Genomic DNA, 18,846 nt, shown 5'->3' with positions numbered 1-18,846 from the left:
TTAGATTTTAAATTGGCTGAGTCTGCCAAGCTTAATCTGTCAAACTTAGTCTGCGAAACTTAGTCTGCTAAATAGTATTCCACCGTAGACACCACACGTACTTTTTTCAAATATGGCGTGTTGCTGTCACGATCTTCAATACTAAATACACCCTGATTGGCTGATTTAATTTTACCTAGACGACTGTCAGAATCTGCGGCAAATTTTTCTGCAACACTGCGGGCATTTTGTGTGGCTTGCTCAATCATGGCAGGTTTAATGTCATTTAGTTGTGTATATAAATATTCGGTACGTTGCCCGTAATCTTCACCACCAAAGGCAATTCCATTTTTGCCTAAATCGACCAAACGGCTTTGTGCGCTGCGCACTTTATCAATATTTTTGGTATAGACCGTAATGGTTTGATGTGCGGTATAACGCAAAGCAACATTGCCATCGCCACCATATTGCTGGGCGTATTTATCGGTAATTACAGGAGCAGCAATGGTGATTTCTTCAGGACTAAAACCTTCATTTTTTAAAAAGTTTTGAATCTGGGATGTTTGGCTTTGCATGGTGTCGTACAGCGCGGCCAAGTCTTGACTGGCGGTACTAAAACGAATTGGCCACACCGCGACATTGGCTTTTACTTCACGTTCAGACAAACCTTTGACTGAAACCACACGCTCATATTGTTTAATTTTGAGTGCGCTATTGCCCAATATCCAACCTGCGAGCACCATTCCCAAACAAATTAGACCGCCTAAAATCAATGCAGGTTTAAATTGATTCATGTTTGCCAACTCCTCAAATTGCGGGCTTTTCGCCTCTATTTCAATGACCGTGTGTTTTTAATGTACTGTCTAAAGTGGTTGTTTCTATGCTTTTCGATGCTTGTTTATAGAGTTTTAAATTAAGGTCGCATCATATACAGCGCAATGAGTGGCGCAATATTCAATAGCAATACCCCAATTTTATAGACTGCCATGCCGCCATAATGAATGGCATCAAAACTTGCATCTGACAATTTGAACCATCTGCCATGTAACTGTCGCAGCCAGTCATGCGCGAAAATCACCACCACAAACCACAGCATTAAAATGGCATAGTTAATCAGTGCGCAGGTCAGTAATAAACGACACCAAAAATCGTAATCAACACTCATATCACACCTAATTAGATGTAGATGATTATTGCAAATTAACAGATTTGAATGAAAAATTTGATGGGAGTTTTGTAGCAGAAAGATGGTTTAAAATTCATTTAAGCTTTTATTTTGTCTGGATTTTATTGTCTTGATCTTGTTTTGTTTTTTATATTTTTAACAATATTCTTTAGGGTGTTAGGGAAAACAACTGTGGTTTACTTCAACTATCATGCTGGATAAGCCATGATCTTATAGCCTATAAACTTCTGGTTTATAGCGTCCTAAGCCGAATCGAGACCTTTTGGGTAAGTACTACACGCACGTTGTACGCAACTGGTAGCAATCTACTCTTTTCGATCCCCATCACACCCTTGAGATATATAGTAGTGATTTGAGGATGGGATTGTTTCCCCGTAATGATTTTATTTTGATTAATTTTTAAAATTTTTATCACTTTTTAAGTCATATTTTAAAAAATTTTCCAAATAGACATTTTTTATGCACTTAAATCATCAAATAAAGCTCAAATATTAAATTTATTACCACACTTATTTTTAAAATATTTTCAAACTGACCACAAACCTATGTGGAGGATTCAACAACTTTCTTTTTTCCTCGAATCCAGCGAATTGCCCAAATTAAGGTCAGGAGCACCACAAAAACCACCAATACAGGCACAATGAAGGACAACACTGAAAGTACGGCAGCCCCAATCCACTCTCCTGTAGAAATCACAGGATTTGCAACACCGCCTGTGGTTGCGGTTGATACACCACGTGCCGCAACTGTACTCATTTGCACCACACCTGCTGTTCCACCACCGACAATAATGGCAGAAGCCCAACTGGCAAATTGCGACATTTCGCCACTGCTTACAGCCATTGTGGTGAGTGTACCTGCAATCATGGCGGCAGGCGTTGCAACGGTATCGAGTAAGTTATCAACCCACGGTACATAATACGCAGCAATTTCACTGATTGTTGCCACGGTCAAAGCCAGACAAACAGCAGGCATCGCCAACCATTCAAAACCTTTTAAGGGTTCAAACCAACCCATGAGCGCGGCAACACTCATAACCAATATAGGTACGAAAACCCGAAAACCACTGGCAGCACTTAGCCCAATGCCGACACATAAACCGAGTATTGTTTCCATGTTGTACCTCATTGCCTTGGGTTTTCTATGGGTAAAATAGCAAAAAGCCCCATCGGGTGATAGGGCTTTAGATTAAAAACAGGATCAGCTGTTTTAAGTCGTGTAGCTTAGGCAACCTTGTTGTTATATTCGGTGCCATGGCATTTGGTACACGGTGGTAGACGGTCTGTACCAATTTCTAAGTAAACGCGATGCCCGCATTGGACACAAAAATAGAAGCCTGTTCCTGGTTTATCACCTGCAGTTACCATCTTTGTTCTCCGTGTGGTTTAGAAATGGTCAATCCAGTATATCTATTCTGTGATGATTGTCTATTGTCCATTTTGACAGGTGATGATGGCAGTTGGGCAAAGGATGATTTTTATAAAAAATCTAACTCACTTACAAAGGATTAGATACCCAGTTTTCGACTTTTAATCCATCGACACGAGTAAATTCTTTTTCGTTATTGGTGACCATGACCCAATGATTTGCACGTGCATGTGCTGCTAACCATAAGTCATTTGCGCCAATGATCTGCCCCTTAGATGCAAGGTTCTGGCGTATTTCTGCATAATGGTGTGCAACATTTTCATCCAATTCAACCACTTGAATCATTGATGTTAATTCATCTATGACTTTTAAAGCCTTTTCTTTATGTTGACTTTTTTCTGCACCAAAACGTAATTCTCCCAACGTAATGACAGAAATTAATATATTTCGATGCGGAAGATGTTTTTCAAAATGCTGACGCACAATTTCAGGTCGGTATTTAATAATGTAAATACAAATATTTGTATCTAATAAATATTGTACTTGCATTAGAACATTTCCCGTTCTTGAGGCGGCAGATCTTCTCTTTCATCTGCATAAAAGTCATTTGGCATTTGGGATAACGCTTTAAATAACCGATCTACTGTGACGGGTTTTTCACGGAGAATGACTTCATCACCACGACGAAAAATTTCAACTTCTTTGCCTTCAAAGCGAAATTCTTTAGGCAATCGAATGGCTTGACTTCGTCCTGTCATAAAAACTTTTGCGGTAGTCATTGGGCTACTCCATCGTTTTTAATACATACCTTATGATAGGTATTTATTGAATGTTTTTCAACCAACGAAACTTCCATTTTTAAATTTTATTGTTTTTGATAACTGCTGATTTTTTGAATGAATGATACTTTTTAGAAAATTAAGTTAGGTTTACAAAGAATTTGCTGTTTAATTCACAATATATTCATCTTCCAGAAAAAAAGACCTCACTTAATCATGAGGTCTTTTCTCAACAATAATCATTCTCTAACACTTCTTTAAAGAATAAAAATTAAAGAAGATTCTTAAAACATCATCAAGCCACATTCCCTTCCAAGAAGTCCTGCGCAAAGCGTTGCAATACACCGCCCGCTTCATACACAGATACTTCTTCTTCGGTATCTAAACGACAAGTTACAGGCACTTCAATCGTTTGGTTTTTACCATCATCCGTTGAACGCTCAATCACCAAAGTCAAAGTCGAACGTGGCGCAATATTACCAATCACGCTATAAAGTTCCGTACCATCCAAACCTAAAGTTTTACGGTTAACACCCGCTTTAAACTCAAGTGGCAATACGCCCATACCCACCAAGTTGGTACGGTGAATACGCTCAAAACCTTCAGCCACAATCGCTTCCACACCCGCAAGACGCACGCCTTTTGCAGCCCAGTCACGGCTTGAACCCTGACCATAATCTGCACCCGCAATAATAATTAACGGCTGCTTACGGTTCATATAAGTTTCAATCGCTTCCCACATACGCATTACTTCGCCTTCAGGCTCAATACGCGCTTTAGAACCTTGCTTAATTGTGCCGTCTGAACGTACCACCATTTCATTAAACAATTTCGGATTCGCCAAAGTTGCACGCTGTGCAGTCAAATGATCACCGCGATGCGTTGCATAAGAGTTGAAATCTTCTTCTGGCAAGCCCATTTTTGCCAAATATTCCCCTGCTGCCGAGTCTAAAATAATCGCATTCGATGGAGATAAATGGTCTGTGGTGATGTTATCGCCCAAAATTGCCAACGGACGCATATTGGCTAAAGTACGTGGCGCAGCCAATGCACCTTCCCAATATGGTGGACGGCGGATATAAGTACTTTGTGGACGCCAGTCGTAGAGTGGACTTTCAGATTTTTCCGACTCTCCCAAATCGAACATTGGAATGTACACTTGGCGGAATTGTTCAGGTTTAACCGATTCTTTCACCAAAGCATCAATTTCAGCATCAGATGGCCAAATATCTTTCAGATAAATCGGGTTACCATTTTGATCTGTGCCCAAAGCATCTTTTTCGATGTCAAAACGAATCGTTCCTGCAATCGTATAAGCCACAACCAACGGTGGCGATGCCAAAAATGCTTGTTTCGCATACGGATGGATACGACCATCAAAGTTACGGTTACCCGACAGCACAGCAGTCGCATACAAGTCACGGTCAATAATTTCTTGTTGAATCGCTGGGTCTAATGCACCAGACATACCGTTACAAGTAGTACATGCATAAGCGACAATACCAAAACCAAGTTTTTCTAAGTCTTTCAGTACGCCTGCTTCTTCCAAATACAATGCAGCCGCTTTAGAACCTGGTGCAAATGATGATTTCACCCAAGGCTTACGCACTAAACCTAACTCATTGGCTTTACGTGCCAACAAACCTGCTGCTACAGTATTACGCGGGTTTGAGGTATTAGTACAAGAGGTAATCGCAGCAATGATGATGGCACCATCTGGCATTAAACCATCAGTACGGTTTTCAACCACACCTGCAATGCCTTTTTCTTTTAAGTCTGCAGTTGAAACACGCGCATGCGGATTCGATGGGCCTGCAATGTTACGAGTTACTGTTGAAAGGTCAAAACGTAATACACGTGGATACTCTGCCTGTGTCATTTCAGATGCCCAAAGACCAATTTCTTTAGCATAAGTTTCAACCAGTTTGACCTGATCTGCTTCACGACCTGTTAAGGTTAAATAGTCGATGGTGTTTTGATCGATGTAGAACATAGCGGCAGTTGCACCATATTCAGGTGTCATGTTGGAAATCGTGGCACGATCCCCCACCGACATGCTATCTGCACCTTCACCAAAGAATTCTAAATATGCACCGACCACACGTTCTTTACGCAAAAACTCGGTTAAAGCCAATACGATGTCCGTTGCCGTAATACCAGCCTGACGCTGACCGACCAACTCCACACCAATAATGTCTGGCAGACGCATCCAAGAAGCACGACCCAACATCACGTTTTCAGCTTCAAGACCGCCTACACCTACAGAAATGACACCCAAAGCATCGGTATGTGGTGTGTGTGAGTCTGTACCCACACAAGTATCTGGGAATGCAATGCCTTCACGGTTTTGAATGACTGGTGACATTTTTTCCAGATTAATCTGGTGCATGATGCCGTTGCCTGCAGGAATCACATCAACATTTTCAAATGCAGTTTTCGTCCATTCAATAAAGTGGAAACGGTCTTCATTACGACGATCTTCCACTTCACGGTTTTTACGGAAAGCATCTGGGTCAAAACCGCCATATTCCACAGCTAAAGAGTGATCGACAATTAACTGGGTAGGTACGACAGGATTCACTTTAGAAGGATCGCCGCCCTGATCGGCAATCGCATCACGTAAACCTGCCAAGTCAACGAGCGCAGTTTGCCCCAAGATGTCGTGACACACCACACGCGCTGGATACCACGGAAAATCATGCTCTTGTTTACGCTCAATCAATTGTTTTAAAGATTGTTCTAAAATTGCAGGGTCACAACGGCGCACTAACTGTTCTGCAAGTACTTTTGAGGTATAAGGAAGTTTGGCATAAGCGCCTGGCTGGATATCTTCAACGGCTTGTCGCACGTCATAAAAATCGAGCTGAGTGCCTTGCAGTGGTTTGCGGTAGTTGTTATTCATCTGGTATTCGCCCTTACTCTATTGTTCTCAACATCTTATGGGATGATTGTTTCCACCCGTCGAAAGCATTGTACGCTGCCAAAAACCCATTTCCCAAATCCTATATATTTCATATACTTAAATATAAAAACAGGGGTTTTTGAAACATTTAATTACATTTTGAGTAAAATTCTTGCCCTAAAAATGCTTTTTTTTGAAAAATAGCGCAAAATTGACCTCATTCTTTAGTCTTAGATTTCAATGTGAAAGGTTATTCATGCGCGATTTAGCTTTCAGTGCTTTAAGTTTAAACGGTGTCGATGCACAAAAATTCCTGCAAGGTCAGGTAACAGTCAATGTCGAAACATTAGCTGAAAATACAACCTGTTATACCGCAATTTGCAGTTTAAAAGGACGCGTTCAGTTTGGCTTCTGGCTTAAAAAAATCTCGTCCGAATGTTTTGAAATCATCAGCACAGCCGACCAAGCCGAAGATTTAGCCAAACACATTAAAAAGTTTGGTGCATTTTCAAAAATGCAGCTTGAAACCATCGGTACGGTTTACCCAACCATTCAGGGCAATCAAACTGAATTTTCAGCTGAAGTGACTGATTTAAACGCATGGCAACTACAAGCGATTGAAACAGGTCAGGCATGGATTCAAGCCTCAACAGCAGAAGTGTTTCAACCGCAGGAATTGCGTTTGCATCAACGAGATGGCGTGCATTATGACAAAGGCTGTTATTTGGGTCAGGAAGTCGTGGCACGTTTATGGTTTAAAGCCAAACCAAAACATTGGTTGCATTTAATTCAGGGTTCAGGCGAAGCACCTGCACCTGCCGCCAAACTGAATAATGATGTGGAAGTGGTGAATAGCATAGCGACTGCAGAAGGTTTTAAAGCGTTGGTGGTTGCCAAACCAAGTGCTTTGGAAGAGTTAGCTGTACAAGTATTGGCTTTGCCTGAACATTTGAATGGCGATGTTGCACGTCCGCAATAAAATAGATTCCACCCGCTCAGGTTAAGGGAGTCGCAAGATTCCCTTCAAATGACAATGAAAAAGCATTCGTACACATTTTTTATATTTACATTCACACTTTTCAACTTATGATGAATGCACCACTGTAAAAACAAAACGCACATCAACGGAATGATGTGTAAAAGAGAACAAGGTACAACTCAAATGATGAAAAAACTACTCATTGCGGGTGCAATCGCCCTATCTAGCAGCATCAGTATGGCAAATAGCAACATTCCAACCGATCCTGCTTTTGCCAAAATTGAACAATTAATGCAAGCCAACAAGGTTAAAGATGCCTATCAGGAATTAGAAAAGCTTGCCAAAACAGGCAATGCGCAAGCCATGTATAACTTAGGCTATTTGACACAAACTGGACAAGGCACAGCAAAAAATGAAAAGAAAGCCATTCAGTTGTATGAGCAATCTGCCCAAAAAGGCTACCCAGTTGCGAGTTATGTTTTAGGCAAAAACTATCTTACTGGCGCACTGGGTTTAAAACAGGATGCTGCTAAAGCCAAACAATATTTACAGACGGCATCCAATCAGGGTTTTAATGATGCCACAGTCGATTTAGCCGTTTTATATTTCTCGGAAAATACGGCAGCATCTGACCAAAAAGGTTTAAAACTATTACAACCTTTAATTGCCAAAGATCATTATCAAGCCATACATGCAAAAGCCTTGTACGAAATTAGCACAGGCTTTAAAAACAAAGATGAAGCACCAATTAAGCAAGGGCTGCAAAGCATTCAAAACTTGGCGCAAAAGGGTTATATTCCTGCACTCATGGCAGTGGGCAATATGTTTGTGAATGGCAATATCGTGCCGCAAAACTTGCCTGAAGCGAAAAAGATTTTTGCCTCACTGGCACAGGAAAATGTAGCGCAAGCCAAAGAATCATTGGCTGTGGTTGAAAAAATGATGGCAGATCAAGCCAAAGCTTCCAACAAGGCAACCGCTAAGAAAAGTTAAGATAGTTTCTTTATAAAGGCTATTAATCAGAGAAATTTTAAAAAAAGTCTGTATCAGCATGGTACAGACTTTTTTTTATGATTTGAGCACTTCGATACCGTTGCTATAAATACTTACCCGATTGTGTCAATAAAATCGCCACCATCACAAAACCAAAAACTGTACTCAACACCAAGGGGGCTAAGGCTTTTTCATGTAAACCATAGTGCTGCCCGAAAATACCAAAGGCAATTGGCATTGGTAAAGCCGCAAGCAAAGTCCCGACAAATAGCATTTCTCGGTTCACATCTAATGCCCATAAAATTCCAAAAATCGTGAGTGGCATCAGCAATACTTTGAATGCAACCAAAACAATACTTTGCAAATTCACCGACTTGATTTGCATGCCGACCAAACTTCCACCAATCACAAATAAAGCCAAAGGTGAAGCAGTTTTGCCCAACATTTCCAGCACTTGTGCAATAGCTTGCGGCAGTTTGAAATTCAACAATACGCACAGCATACCCAATAAAATAGATAAAATTACTGGATTTTTCAGTAAGCGCTGCACAGTTTCGGCATACACCTGCCAACCTGATTTCGCTGAAGATTGTAGCCCTCGTTCTGCCAAAATCAGCATCAATGCCACAATAATTAAATTTTCGACAATTAAAGTTAAAGACAAATAAATTGCCGATTGACTGCCAATCAACAAAGTCAAAATAGCAGTGCCAATAAACCCTGTATTTGACATTGATGCACCCATTGCCAAGACACTGGCATGGGTTAAGTTTGAATTAAAATAATGCCGATACAGTAAAAAGGCAAAGATAAACAGCAGAATAGAACCGCCACCGTAACCTAAAAAATAAGCGGGATGCCAGATTTCTGACAAACTTTTACTGGCCAATGCCTGCAATAGAAATGCAGGCAACGCCACTTTCATGACAAATTGACCTAGAAACTGAATTGCATTAGATTCTATAAACTGGCTTTTTACGGTGAAATATCCCAAAAGCACGACGGCGCAAATGGGAAATAAAATACTCAGTAACACCCTGACATCCTTTTTCAGTGTTGCCCATATTTCTGCATGGTTTTACTGATTTACCTTACACCGAATCCTCCAATAAAGCACGGCAAAATAGTTTAAGTTTCACCTATTTTAAGTGATCCAATCTCAGGTTTCTGCATCACCCTCTATTGGCTTAAACGGCTGGAATAAACGACGGAATCCGTGTGGCTGACATCTTAAATATTGTGGTGCAATCTCAACCTGCTCACCCAATTCAGCAGCTGCATGCCATGGCCAGCGCGGGTCGTACAAAATTGCACGTGCAATAGCAATGGCATCGGCCTGTTCATATTGCAAAATACCTTCTGCCTGCATCGCTTCAGTAATCAAACCCACCGCAATTACAGGGATTTTTACAGCTTGCTTAATTGCATGAGCAAACGGCGTTTGATAACCCGCATGCACATCAATTTTTTGATCGACATGCAAACCTCCGCTAGACACGTGAATATAAGCCGCACCTAAATGCTCTAGTGCCTTTGCCAAACCCACAGAAGATTCCACATTCCAGCCATCTGCATCATCCATCCAGTCTGTTGCAGAAATTCGCACCCCAATTGGATAGCCTTTTGGTACAGCATTTTGAATGGCTTGAAATACTTCCAATGTAAGGCGAATCCGATTTTCCAAACTGCCGCCATATTCATCTTGGCGGTGATTAGACAATGGCGACATAAATTGATGCAATAAATAGCCATGTGCGGCATGAATTTCGATTAAGTCAAAACCTGCATCCACCGCTCGCACTGCGGCGCTGGCAAAGTCTGCAATGACCTGTTGAATTTCATCTTGCGTTAAAGCATGCGGTGGATGTTCGTGCGATTGAAATGGCAACTCACTGGCCGATACCGTCTGCCAGCCATGTTCTTCATTCGGTGCAAACTGTCCTTTGCCCTGCCACGGTTTATCGGTTGAAGCTTTACGACCCGCATGTGCCAACTGCACAGCAAATGGCATAGGCGATAAACTTTTAACTTTATGCAATAGTGCTTTCATCTGCGCACGCTGCATGTCATTCCATAAGCCTAAATCTGCATAACTAATACGTCCTTCTGCCTGCACTGCCGTGGCTTCTACTATACACATCCCTGCGCCGGACAAGGCATAATTGGCCCATTGCTGCTCATGCCAATAGCTCAATTCACCTTGTTCATTGGCAGAATATTGACACATCGGGGCGATAACAATTTTGTTGGCAAGTTGCAGTGATCCAAATTGAATCGGCTGAAAAAGTAATGTCACGCTGCAAGCCCTCATACAGTGCGATTCACCAAAAGCGAATCATTAAATAAAAAAGAAGTAATCACTCAGAATCTGCCATCTGTTTTAGATGGTTTTTCTATAATAGATGTTTAAAAATGATTTATTTATAACGTGTTGTATGGTTTTTGCAAAGCCTGCTTTTGTTTTACACAGAATAATTTTGCGACAGCACACTATGGCTTGTATTCTATGGATAATGCCCAATATTAAGCGCATTACTGTATATCCTTGCCTGCTTAATTTCTAAAAGCGGATTGAATTTGTACCATGCCAGAATTACCAGAAGTTGAAACTACCAAAACTAGTCTATTGCCGCTACTTGATCAAAAAGTCCTGAATGTAGAAGTACGTCAAGCCAATTTACGCTGGCCCATTCCAGAAAACCTACATAAACTCACAGGACAAAAATTACTGCAATTGACCCGCAGATCCAAATACATTCTGGCGCAATTTGAACAGGACAGCATGTTGTGGCATTTAGGCATGTCGGGCAGTTTTCGTCTTTGCGATGCGCAGGAAGATTTACGCAAACACGACCATTTGATTATTCAGTTTGAAGATATACAATTGCGCTACCACGACCCACGTCGCTTTGGCTGTATTTTATGGCTAAATGAAAGCTCTCAACGCAAACTGATAGATCCACTTGGCCCTGAGCCGTTGAGTGATGCCTTTAACCCCGACTATCTTGCACAGAAGCTCAAAAACAAAAATGTTGGCATCAAAGTTGCAATTATGGATAACCATGTCGTGGTGGGTGTGGGCAATATTTATGCCACGGAAAGTCTGTTTAATTTAGGTATTCACCCTGCACAACCTGCATCATCACTCAGTTTGAAACAGATTGAAAAACTAGTGCTCGAAATCAAACGCATTTTAAAACAAGCGATTGATTTAGGCGGTTCGACCTTACGTGATTACAGCAATGCGATGGGCGAAAATGGCTATTTCCAACAAACCTTGTTGGCGTATGGACGTGCAGGTGAAATGTGTGTGAACTGTGAAACCACACTAGAAAATTTAAAACTGGGCCAACGTGCCTCGGTATTTTGTCCTGAATGTCAGCCTTTGAAAAAAGTACTCACTTCGACTAAAGCTGCAACAAGCAAACGAGGTAAAAAAGTATGAGAACCGCTATTGTGCGTCATATTTTAGTGAAAGATAAAGAAACCTGTGAACAACTGAAAAAGCGGATTCAATCAGGTGCTGATTTTGCCAAAATTGCCAAACAATTTTCGACCTGCTCTTCAGGAAAAAAAGGTGGGGAATTGGGTGAGGTCAAAAAAGGACAATTGGTACCCGTCATTGATAAATTAGTGTTTACCGCAGCAGAACGCGTACTACACGGACCTGTAAAAAGTCAGTTTGGTTTTCATTTGGTAGAAGTAAAGTTTCGGATGTAATTTTTATGCCTTCAGCGCCTCTCCATCCTAGAGAATAGGGTGCAAACAAACGGCGCATAAAGCGCCGTTTGTTTTGATTGCGTATTAAAAATTATTGACGTTTTTTCAATTCATCACGAATTTCACGTAGCAACGCGATATCTTCTGGCGTTGCTGCTGGTTCTGGCGCTGCTTCTTCTTGTTTACGGCGCATACGATTAATCATTTTCACCATTAAGAACACCACCCATGCCAAAATAATGAAGTTAATTAAAATTGTAAGGAAGTTACCATAGGTCAGGACATTTACACCTGCTTTGGTTAACTCATCTAAAGACTGTAAATTGTTTGGGTTATCGCCCAAAACAAAGAACTTTTGTGTAAAATCCACACCACCGCCAGTGATCACAGTAATCAATGGCATGATGATATCTTTCACTAATGAGTCAACAATTTTACCAAATGCCCCACCAATAATCACACCGACAGCCAAGTCGATCATGTTACCTTTTACCGCAAATTCGCGGAACTCTTGAATAATACTCATTTAAATCTCCAGTTTTTTTGACTTTAATTTATGTGACGAAGTATACATTAATTTTATAGCTTCATTTCCACGTAATTTACTCGGAAATCATCTGCTTTTATATATTGGTTTGCTAATTTTAAACAAAAAATGCCATCAATAAATTGATGGCATTTTTAAATTTTGCTGCCCCGCATGAGGACAACATCATTTTTAAAACTTATTTACCAGAACGGTTACGTTTACGTTCGTTTTCAGTCAAGTAACGCTTACGGATACGAATTGACTTTGGCGTTACTTCAACCAGCTCATCATCTTCAATAAATTCAAGCGCTTGTTCAAGCGTGAATTCAATTGCAGGTACCAGTGTCAACGCATCATCAGTACCAGAAGCACGTACGTTTGTTAACTGTTTCGCTTTGGTTGGGTTAACCACCATATCATCTGAACGAGAGTTAATACCAATGATCATACCTTCGTAAACTTCTAACTGAGGCTTGGCGAATAAACGACCACGGTCTTGCAAGCTGAACAATGCATAACCCAAGCACGTACCTTGAACCATAGAGATCAACACACCGTTTTGACGTTTGGCAACTTGACCTGCTTTCATTGGGCCATAGTGTGAGAAGCTTGACGTCATGATACCCGTACCAGAAGTCATGGTCATGAATTCAGAACGGAAACCAATTAAACCACGTGAAGGCACAGTGGCTTCAATACGGATACGGCCTTTACCGTCTACTTCCATATTGGTCATCTCACCTTTACGGTTACCCATTTGTTCCATCACAGCGCCTTGGTGCTGTTCTTCCACGTCAAAAGTCACGTTTTCGTATGGTTCTTGCATTTCGCCATCAATCTCTTTCAAGATGACTTGCGGACGAGATACACCCATTTCGAAGCCTTCACGGCGCATGTTTTCAATCAATACAGAAAGGTGAAGCTCACCACGACCAGATACTTTGAAACGGTCTGGACTGTCAGTATCTTCTACACGAAGTGCAACGTTATGAATCAATTCACGGTCAAGACGTTCACGGATGTTACGTGAAGTCACGAATTTACCTTCTTTACCTGCAAACGGTGAGTTGTTGACTTGGAATGTCATCGATACCGTTGGTTCGTCTACAGAAAGCGGTGGTAAAGCTTCTACATTTTTCGGATCACAAATCGTGTCAGAAATATGCAATTCGTCCATGCCTGTTACACAAACGATGTCACCTGCAGATGCAGATTCGATGTCGATACGCTCTAAACCGTGGTAACCCATGATTTTTAAGATACGACCGTTACGTGTTTTGCCTTCTTGGTCAATCACGGTTACAGGTGTATTCAATTTCACAGAACCACGTTGAATACGACCCACACCAATCACACCCACGAAACTATTATAGTCAAGTGAAGAGACTTGCATTTGGAATGGACCATCAACATCAACTGCTGGTGGCTCGACGATATCTACAATTGTTTGGAATAACGGCGTCATATCTTCCGCTAATTCGTCTGGCGCAGGACCAGCAACACCACGTAAGCCTGATGCATATACGATTGGGAAGTCTAATTGGTCATCGGTTGCACCCAAGTTATCAAACAAGTCAAATACTTGATCAATAACCCAGTCTGGACGCGCGTTTGGCTTGTCTACTTTGTTGATGATCACGATTGGCTTCAAACCACGTGCGAACGCTTTTTGCGTTACGAAACGTGTTTGTGGCATTGGGCCTTCTTGTGAGTCAACCAAAAGAAGTACGCAATCCACCATCGACATTACACGTTCAACTTCGCCACCGAAGTCGGCGTGTCCCGGGGTGTCCACAATGTTAATGCGGTATTCAGTATCAGTACGTTTGTCTAACCATTTGATTGCAGTGTTTTTTGCAAGAATGGTAATACCACGTTCACTTTCAATAGCGCCTGAATCCATGACACGCTCAATCTCGCCCGCTCGTTCACCGAGTGCGCCCGATTGTTGTAAAAGTTTATCCACAAGAGTTGTTTTTCCGTGGTCAACGTGCGCAATAATTGCGATGTTGCGGAGAGTTTTAATATCAGACATTTAAATTCAATACGCTATAAATTTGAGGGCAAATTATACAGAAAAATACTAAAGTTTTATAGTGACACTTTATTGACACACACAATTTTTTTTGATGAGTGGCGTGCTTTGGGTTTTGTAAAGCTGTGTAACTCGATTAGAATAGCACCACTTTTGCAATTTTTTATGACTCATGTCTGATTTAAACCACTCTCCCCATCCAAAAGACCAGCTCGATTTGGTCTATGGTCTGAATGACCGTCCAAAACCATTCATCGCTTTTTTAGCAGCTTTTCAGCATTTACTGGCAATTATTGTTCCAATTGTCACACCAGGTCTCTTAATTTGCTTGGCTTTAGGTGTTTCCAAACAAGATACCAACATGATCTTGTCAATGTCTTTGGTCATTTCAGGCATTGCAACCTTTTTACAATGTAAAAAAGTCGGCCCTTTTGGTGCAGGTTTGCTCATTGTGCAAGGCACCAGTTTTAACTTTATTGGCCCAATCATTGGTATTGGCTCTGCTATGGTCGCCGCAGGCACACCTGTTGAATCGGTCATGGCGGCAATTTTTGGCGTGGTCATTGCAGGTTCGTTTATTGAAATGGGCGTATCGCAAATTTTACCGTGGGTCAAAAAGCTGATTACCCCATTGGTCACTGGTATTGTGGTACTTCTCATTGGTTTGACCTTAATTAAAGAAGGTTTAATCAGTATGGGCGGTGGCTACCAAGCCATGAGCAATAATACCTTTGCCAATACCGACAACCTGATTATGTCGTGTACCGTCTTGGCAATTATTATTATTTTGAACCGCATCAATATCACGTGGATTAAAAGCTCTGCCATTTTAATTGCCTTGGTGATTGGTTATGCAATGGCAGGCATGATGGGTCATCTCGACTTTTCAGGTCTGAAAGATGCCCCTCTGGTACAAGTGCCGACTCCGATGCATTTTGGACTGGATTTCTCTTGGAGCTTATTCATTCCATTGGCATTTATTTATTTGGTGACGTCATTAGAAGCCATTGGTGATATTACCGCGACCTCTAAACTCTCCAATCAACCTGTCGATGGCCCACAATGGATGCAACGCATTAAAGGCGGTGTATTGGTAAATGGCGCTAACTCATTCTTGGCAGGGATTTTCAACACCTTTCCAAGTTCGGTATTTGCCCAAAATAATGGCGTGATTCAACTTACAGGTGTTGCTAGCCGTTATGTCGGTATTTGGATTGCTGCCCTACTCATCATTTTAGGTTTACTTCCTGCAGTTGCAGGTGTGATTCAGGCTGTGCCTCAAGCCGTACTAGGTGGTGCTGTGATGGTGATGTTTGGTGCCGTTGCCGCTTCGGGAATCAATATTCTTTCAGGTGTCGCTTTAGATCGTCGTGCCTTACTGATTATTGCAATTTCATTGGGCTTAGGCTTAGGTGTTGCACAAGTGCCACAAATTCTGGAACACTTACCTGAATTATTCCGTAATATTTTCAGTTCAGGCGTTGCAACAGGCGGTATTGCAGCACTCATTTTAAATATTGTGCTTCCTGAAACTAAAAAGTAATTGCATGTCCAAAAAACACTGTCTGAGCTGAACTTAGACAGTGTTTTTCTATTGGAGAGAGAACCATGAACCCCCAAAGCGAAGTTTTACTCAGACAATATGACTATTTGTCTGGTCGCGTTCTACTGATCAATGCCCCGACCGATCAACTCCTCGCAGAATTGGGTGACTCAATCCAAGCTTCTGTTTGGACATGGAATTTTAACGACTATCAATACTTTCAAAATCGACAGGCGCAAGTGCATTTTGGTGCAGAATCGCCTGCAGGTGAATTTGATCAGGCTGTTATTTTTGTGCCGAAATCCAAGGAACTGCTCAATTACCTGATTCACACCATTGCCGCACAACTCCCACAAGGCAGCAGCGTATTTTTAGTCGGTGAAAAGAAAGCAGGAATTGAACGGGCTGCAAAGCAATTACAACCTTATGGCAAAACACTCAAACTAGATAGCGCCCGCCACTGCCAACTATGGCAGCTGATTTTAGACTGCAAGGTTCAAACTAAAGCCTTAGCAGATTGGGCGCAAAACTATACAGTTGCTACACCTAAAGGCGATTTACAGATTTGTGCCTTGCCGGGTGTATTTAGCCAAAAACACTTGGATGTTGGCACGGCTGTATTACTGCCTTATTTGAATCAGGTTACTGCTGGGAAAATTGCAGATTTTGGCTGTGGTGCGGGTGTGATCAGTGCTTACTTAGCCAAACTTAACCCTGAAAATCGTATTTTTGCCTTAGATGTCGATGCCTTTGCTTTAGCGTCAACGCAAATGACGTTTGAAAAAAATCAGCTCAATCCACAACAGCTTGAAATTAAAGCCGTGACAGGCATTGAAGATGCACCGCTATTTTTGCATGCCATCGTGAGTAACCCCCCGTTCCACCAAGGCATTCACACACATTACGATGCCAGTGAAAACCTGTGTAAAACTTCACGTCGTCATCTGAAATCGGGTGGTGAACTTTGGATTGTGGCCAATCGCTTTTTGAATTATCCACTCTTAATTGAACAAAGTTTCGGTCAATGCACAATCAAGGCAGATCAACAAGGCTTTAAAGTGCTGTTTGCCAGCACGCAGAAAAATACAAAGGAAGTAGGATGAGCGACTCACACAACAGTAGAAAACTGCAGCGTAAGCTCGGTGCGCGTCATTTAAACATGATCGCCATTGGTGGCTCAATTGGTACAGGTTTATTCCTTGCTTCAGGTGCGACCATTGCCAATGCAGGTCCTGGTGGCGCCTTGCTTGCGTATGCCCTAATTGGCGTCATGATTTATTTTTTGATGACCAGTCTAGGCGAACTTGCAACGCATAATCCAACTTCAGGCGCGTTCTTTACCTATGGCAGTAAATATGTCGAAGGTGGTTTCGGTTTTGCACTAGGTTGGAACTATTGGTACAACTGGGCTATTACCGTGGCATTTGAATTGGTTGCGGTGCAATTCATCATGAAATTTTGGTTTCCTGATATTCCTGGCTTTTACTGGAGTGCATTATTTTTAGCGGTGGTTTTCGCAATTAACGCATTAACCGTCAAAGGTTTTGGTGAGTCTGAGTTCTTCTTTTCTTTGGTCAAAGTACTTGCGATTGTGGCATTCATCATTATCGGTATTTTTATGATTGTCAAAATCATGCTCAACCCTGATGTTGCTACATTTGCCAATTGGAGCAAAGGCGAAGCGCCATTTGTAGGTGGACTATCTGCCTTAATTGGTGTGGCGATGATTGCAGGATTCTCATTTCAAGGTACTGAAATGGTTGGCGTTGCAGCGGGTGAATCTAAAAATCCTAAGAAAACCATTCCGATTGCAATTAAACAAATCTTCTGGCGTATTTTATTGTTTTATATCGTGTGTATTTTCATTATTGGTACCTTAATCGCCTATGATGACCCACGTTTACTTCAAGCAGCCGCCACCGATAACATTGCACTCTCTCCGTTTACTTTACTGTATGAACAGGCAGGCTTTGCCTTTGCCGCAAGTGTCATGAATGCAGTAATTTTAACTGCGATTCTTTCTGCCGGTAACTCGGGTATGTATTCATCGACCCGTATGCTATTTGATATGGCACGTAAAGGCAGTGCTCCAAAAGCTTTTGCCCGCTTGGATGCTCGTGGCGTCCCAATGAATGCACTGTATGCCACAACAGCAATCGCTGCACTATGTTTTTTAACAACATTTATTGGCGAAAAACAAGTATTTAACTGGCTTCTGAATATGTCAGGCATGTGTGGCTTTATCGTTTGGCTCGGGATTGCTGTATCGCATTACCGCTTTCGTAAAGGCTATTTGGCACAAGGCTACAAACTTGAAGATTTAGATTACCGCGCCAAATTCTTTCCTTTTGCGCCATGGTTTGCCTTTATTTTGTGTGCAATTGTCGTGTTAGGGCAAAACTACCAAGCAGTGCTTGAAGGTGAATGGCTCGCTGTTTTATCGACTTATATTGGTATTCTTTTGTTCTTGGTCATTTGGTTAGGCTATAAATGGAAACACAAAACCAAACTGATTGCATATCAGGATATGGATGTGAAACCACTACACCCTGATCATGACTAAAAAAATTCTTCTTCTATTGCATTTCATTTGAGAAGCTAAGATTCAAAAAACAGTCAACATTTGGCTGTTTTTTTAGCGTAAATTTCAAGCAAATTCGAGTTACAACATATTTTGTTATCAATATTACGGCGAGAGATCACGCCACAAACTGCTCAATGTTGATTTTATAATCGTTAAACAACGATTTGATCGACTGATAGACATCGAGTCCATATTTTAAAAGTTTGATCTGCGACGACGCTTTGGAGTTTTTAAATGAATTAACGATAA

The 18,846-nt window shown here is 41.5% G+C and carries 18 protein-coding genes; 7 read left to right on the top strand and 11 right to left on the bottom strand.

The window, feature by feature from the left end; genetic code table 11:
- Positions 1-59: 59 nt before the first annotated feature.
- The 7 genes from FTU70_RS01870 to acnD form a co-directional block, all read right to left on the bottom strand.
- Positions 60-773 carry an SIMPL domain-containing protein gene (locus FTU70_RS01870; RefSeq protein WP_004972399.1) on the bottom strand — a complete coding sequence of 238 codons (714 nt, stop codon included), beginning with the start codon at positions 771-773 and terminating at the stop codon, positions 60-62.
- 119 nt (positions 774-892) lie between these two features.
- Positions 893-1,144 carry a DUF6868 family protein gene (locus FTU70_RS01865; RefSeq protein WP_004972400.1) on the bottom strand — a complete coding sequence of 84 codons (252 nt, stop codon included), beginning with the start codon at positions 1,142-1,144 and terminating at the stop codon, positions 893-895.
- A 564-nt stretch (positions 1,145-1,708) separates the two neighbouring features.
- Positions 1,709-2,281, bottom strand: a complete 573-nt coding sequence (locus FTU70_RS01860; protein ID WP_136144743.1) for a DUF4126 domain-containing protein — start codon at positions 2,279-2,281, stop codon at positions 1,709-1,711.
- A gap of 107 nt (positions 2,282-2,388) precedes the next feature.
- Entirely contained in the window at positions 2,389-2,532 is a 144-nt protein-coding gene (locus tag FTU70_RS01855; RefSeq protein ID WP_096901556.1) for a hypothetical protein, read from the bottom strand.
- Between the two features lie 130 nt (positions 2,533-2,662).
- The gene (locus FTU70_RS01850; protein WP_004972405.1) at positions 2,663-3,082 is read right to left on the bottom strand and encodes a type II toxin-antitoxin system VapC family toxin; all 420 of its coding nucleotides are present in this window, start codon (positions 3,080-3,082) and stop codon (positions 2,663-2,665) included.
- On the bottom strand, positions 3,082-3,312 hold the full coding sequence (locus tag FTU70_RS01845) for an antitoxin (RefSeq protein ID WP_004972406.1): 231 nt from the start codon (positions 3,310-3,312) through the stop codon (positions 3,082-3,084). Before FTU70_RS01845 ends, FTU70_RS01850 begins: the two co-directional genes overlap by 1 nt.
- 295 nt (positions 3,313-3,607) lie before the next feature.
- Positions 3,608-6,214, bottom strand: a complete 2,607-nt coding sequence (gene acnD / locus FTU70_RS01840) for a Fe/S-dependent 2-methylisocitrate dehydratase AcnD (protein ID WP_180059921.1) — start codon at positions 6,212-6,214, stop codon at positions 3,608-3,610.
- A 256-nt stretch (positions 6,215-6,470) separates the two neighbouring features.
- On the opposite strand from acnD, the gene FTU70_RS01835 reads away from it, so the two are divergent.
- Entirely contained in the window at positions 6,471-7,193 is a 723-nt protein-coding gene (locus FTU70_RS01835) for a folate-binding protein YgfZ (protein ID WP_004972410.1), read from the top strand.
- 186 nt (positions 7,194-7,379) lie between these two features.
- Positions 7,380-8,186, top strand: a complete 807-nt coding sequence (locus FTU70_RS01830; RefSeq protein ID WP_026438287.1) for a tetratricopeptide repeat protein — start codon at positions 7,380-7,382, stop codon at positions 8,184-8,186.
- Between the two features lie 103 nt (positions 8,187-8,289).
- On the opposite strand, the gene FTU70_RS01825 is transcribed toward FTU70_RS01830, so the two are convergent.
- Together FTU70_RS01825 and FTU70_RS01820 are read right to left on the bottom strand one after the other, a co-directional pair.
- On the bottom strand, positions 8,290-9,222 hold the full coding sequence (locus tag FTU70_RS01825) for an AEC family transporter (protein ID WP_180059919.1): 933 nt from the start codon (positions 9,220-9,222) through the stop codon (positions 8,290-8,292).
- A 123-nt stretch (positions 9,223-9,345) separates the two neighbouring features.
- Positions 9,346-10,482 carry an NADH:flavin oxidoreductase/NADH oxidase gene (locus tag FTU70_RS01820; RefSeq protein WP_180059917.1) on the bottom strand — a complete coding sequence of 379 codons (1,137 nt, stop codon included), beginning with the start codon at positions 10,480-10,482 and terminating at the stop codon, positions 9,346-9,348.
- 288 nt (positions 10,483-10,770) lie between these two features.
- Between FTU70_RS01820 and mutM the strand changes: the two genes are divergently transcribed.
- Entirely contained in the window at positions 10,771-11,631 is an 861-nt protein-coding gene (gene mutM / locus FTU70_RS01815; protein WP_004972419.1) for a bifunctional DNA-formamidopyrimidine glycosylase/DNA-(apurinic or apyrimidinic site) lyase, read from the top strand.
- Positions 11,628-11,906 carry a peptidylprolyl isomerase gene (locus FTU70_RS01810; protein ID WP_096901561.1) on the top strand — a complete coding sequence of 93 codons (279 nt, stop codon included), beginning with the start codon at positions 11,628-11,630 and terminating at the stop codon, positions 11,904-11,906. Before mutM ends, FTU70_RS01810 begins: the two co-directional genes overlap by 4 nt.
- Positions 11,907-11,997: 91 nt before the next feature.
- Here FTU70_RS01810 and mscL read toward each other — a convergent pair whose 3' ends face one another.
- Both mscL and typA read right to left on the bottom strand, forming a co-directional pair.
- Entirely contained in the window at positions 11,998-12,432 is a 435-nt protein-coding gene (gene mscL / locus FTU70_RS01805; protein WP_004972423.1) for a large conductance mechanosensitive channel protein MscL, read from the bottom strand.
- A gap of 199 nt (positions 12,433-12,631) precedes the next feature.
- Entirely contained in the window at positions 12,632-14,470 is a 1,839-nt protein-coding gene (typA, locus tag FTU70_RS01800; RefSeq protein ID WP_104853091.1) for a translational GTPase TypA, read from the bottom strand.
- Between the two features lie 172 nt (positions 14,471-14,642).
- Between typA and FTU70_RS01795 the strand changes: the two genes are divergently transcribed.
- From FTU70_RS01795 to FTU70_RS01785, 3 genes are all read left to right on the top strand, one after another.
- Complete coding sequence (locus FTU70_RS01795) at positions 14,643-16,013, top strand: uracil-xanthine permease family protein (protein WP_004972426.1); 1,371 nt, start codon at positions 14,643-14,645, stop codon at positions 16,011-16,013.
- A 65-nt stretch (positions 16,014-16,078) separates the two neighbouring features.
- Positions 16,079-17,116 carry a methyltransferase gene (locus tag FTU70_RS01790; RefSeq protein WP_180059915.1) on the top strand — a complete coding sequence of 346 codons (1,038 nt, stop codon included), beginning with the start codon at positions 16,079-16,081 and terminating at the stop codon, positions 17,114-17,116.
- Complete coding sequence (locus FTU70_RS01785; RefSeq protein ID WP_096901564.1) at positions 17,113-18,576, top strand: amino acid permease; 1,464 nt, start codon at positions 17,113-17,115, stop codon at positions 18,574-18,576. The genes FTU70_RS01790 and FTU70_RS01785 overlap by 4 nt, the downstream gene beginning before the upstream one ends.
- Positions 18,577-18,846: the final 270 nt, after the last annotated feature.

The sequence above is a fragment of the Acinetobacter sp. YH12135 genome (assembly GCF_013418565.1).
GTDB lineage: Bacteria > Pseudomonadota > Gammaproteobacteria > Pseudomonadales > Moraxellaceae > Acinetobacter > Acinetobacter towneri.
The sequence above is the reverse complement of the archived record's forward strand: the minus strand, read 5'-3'. Positions and strand labels throughout refer to the sequence as shown.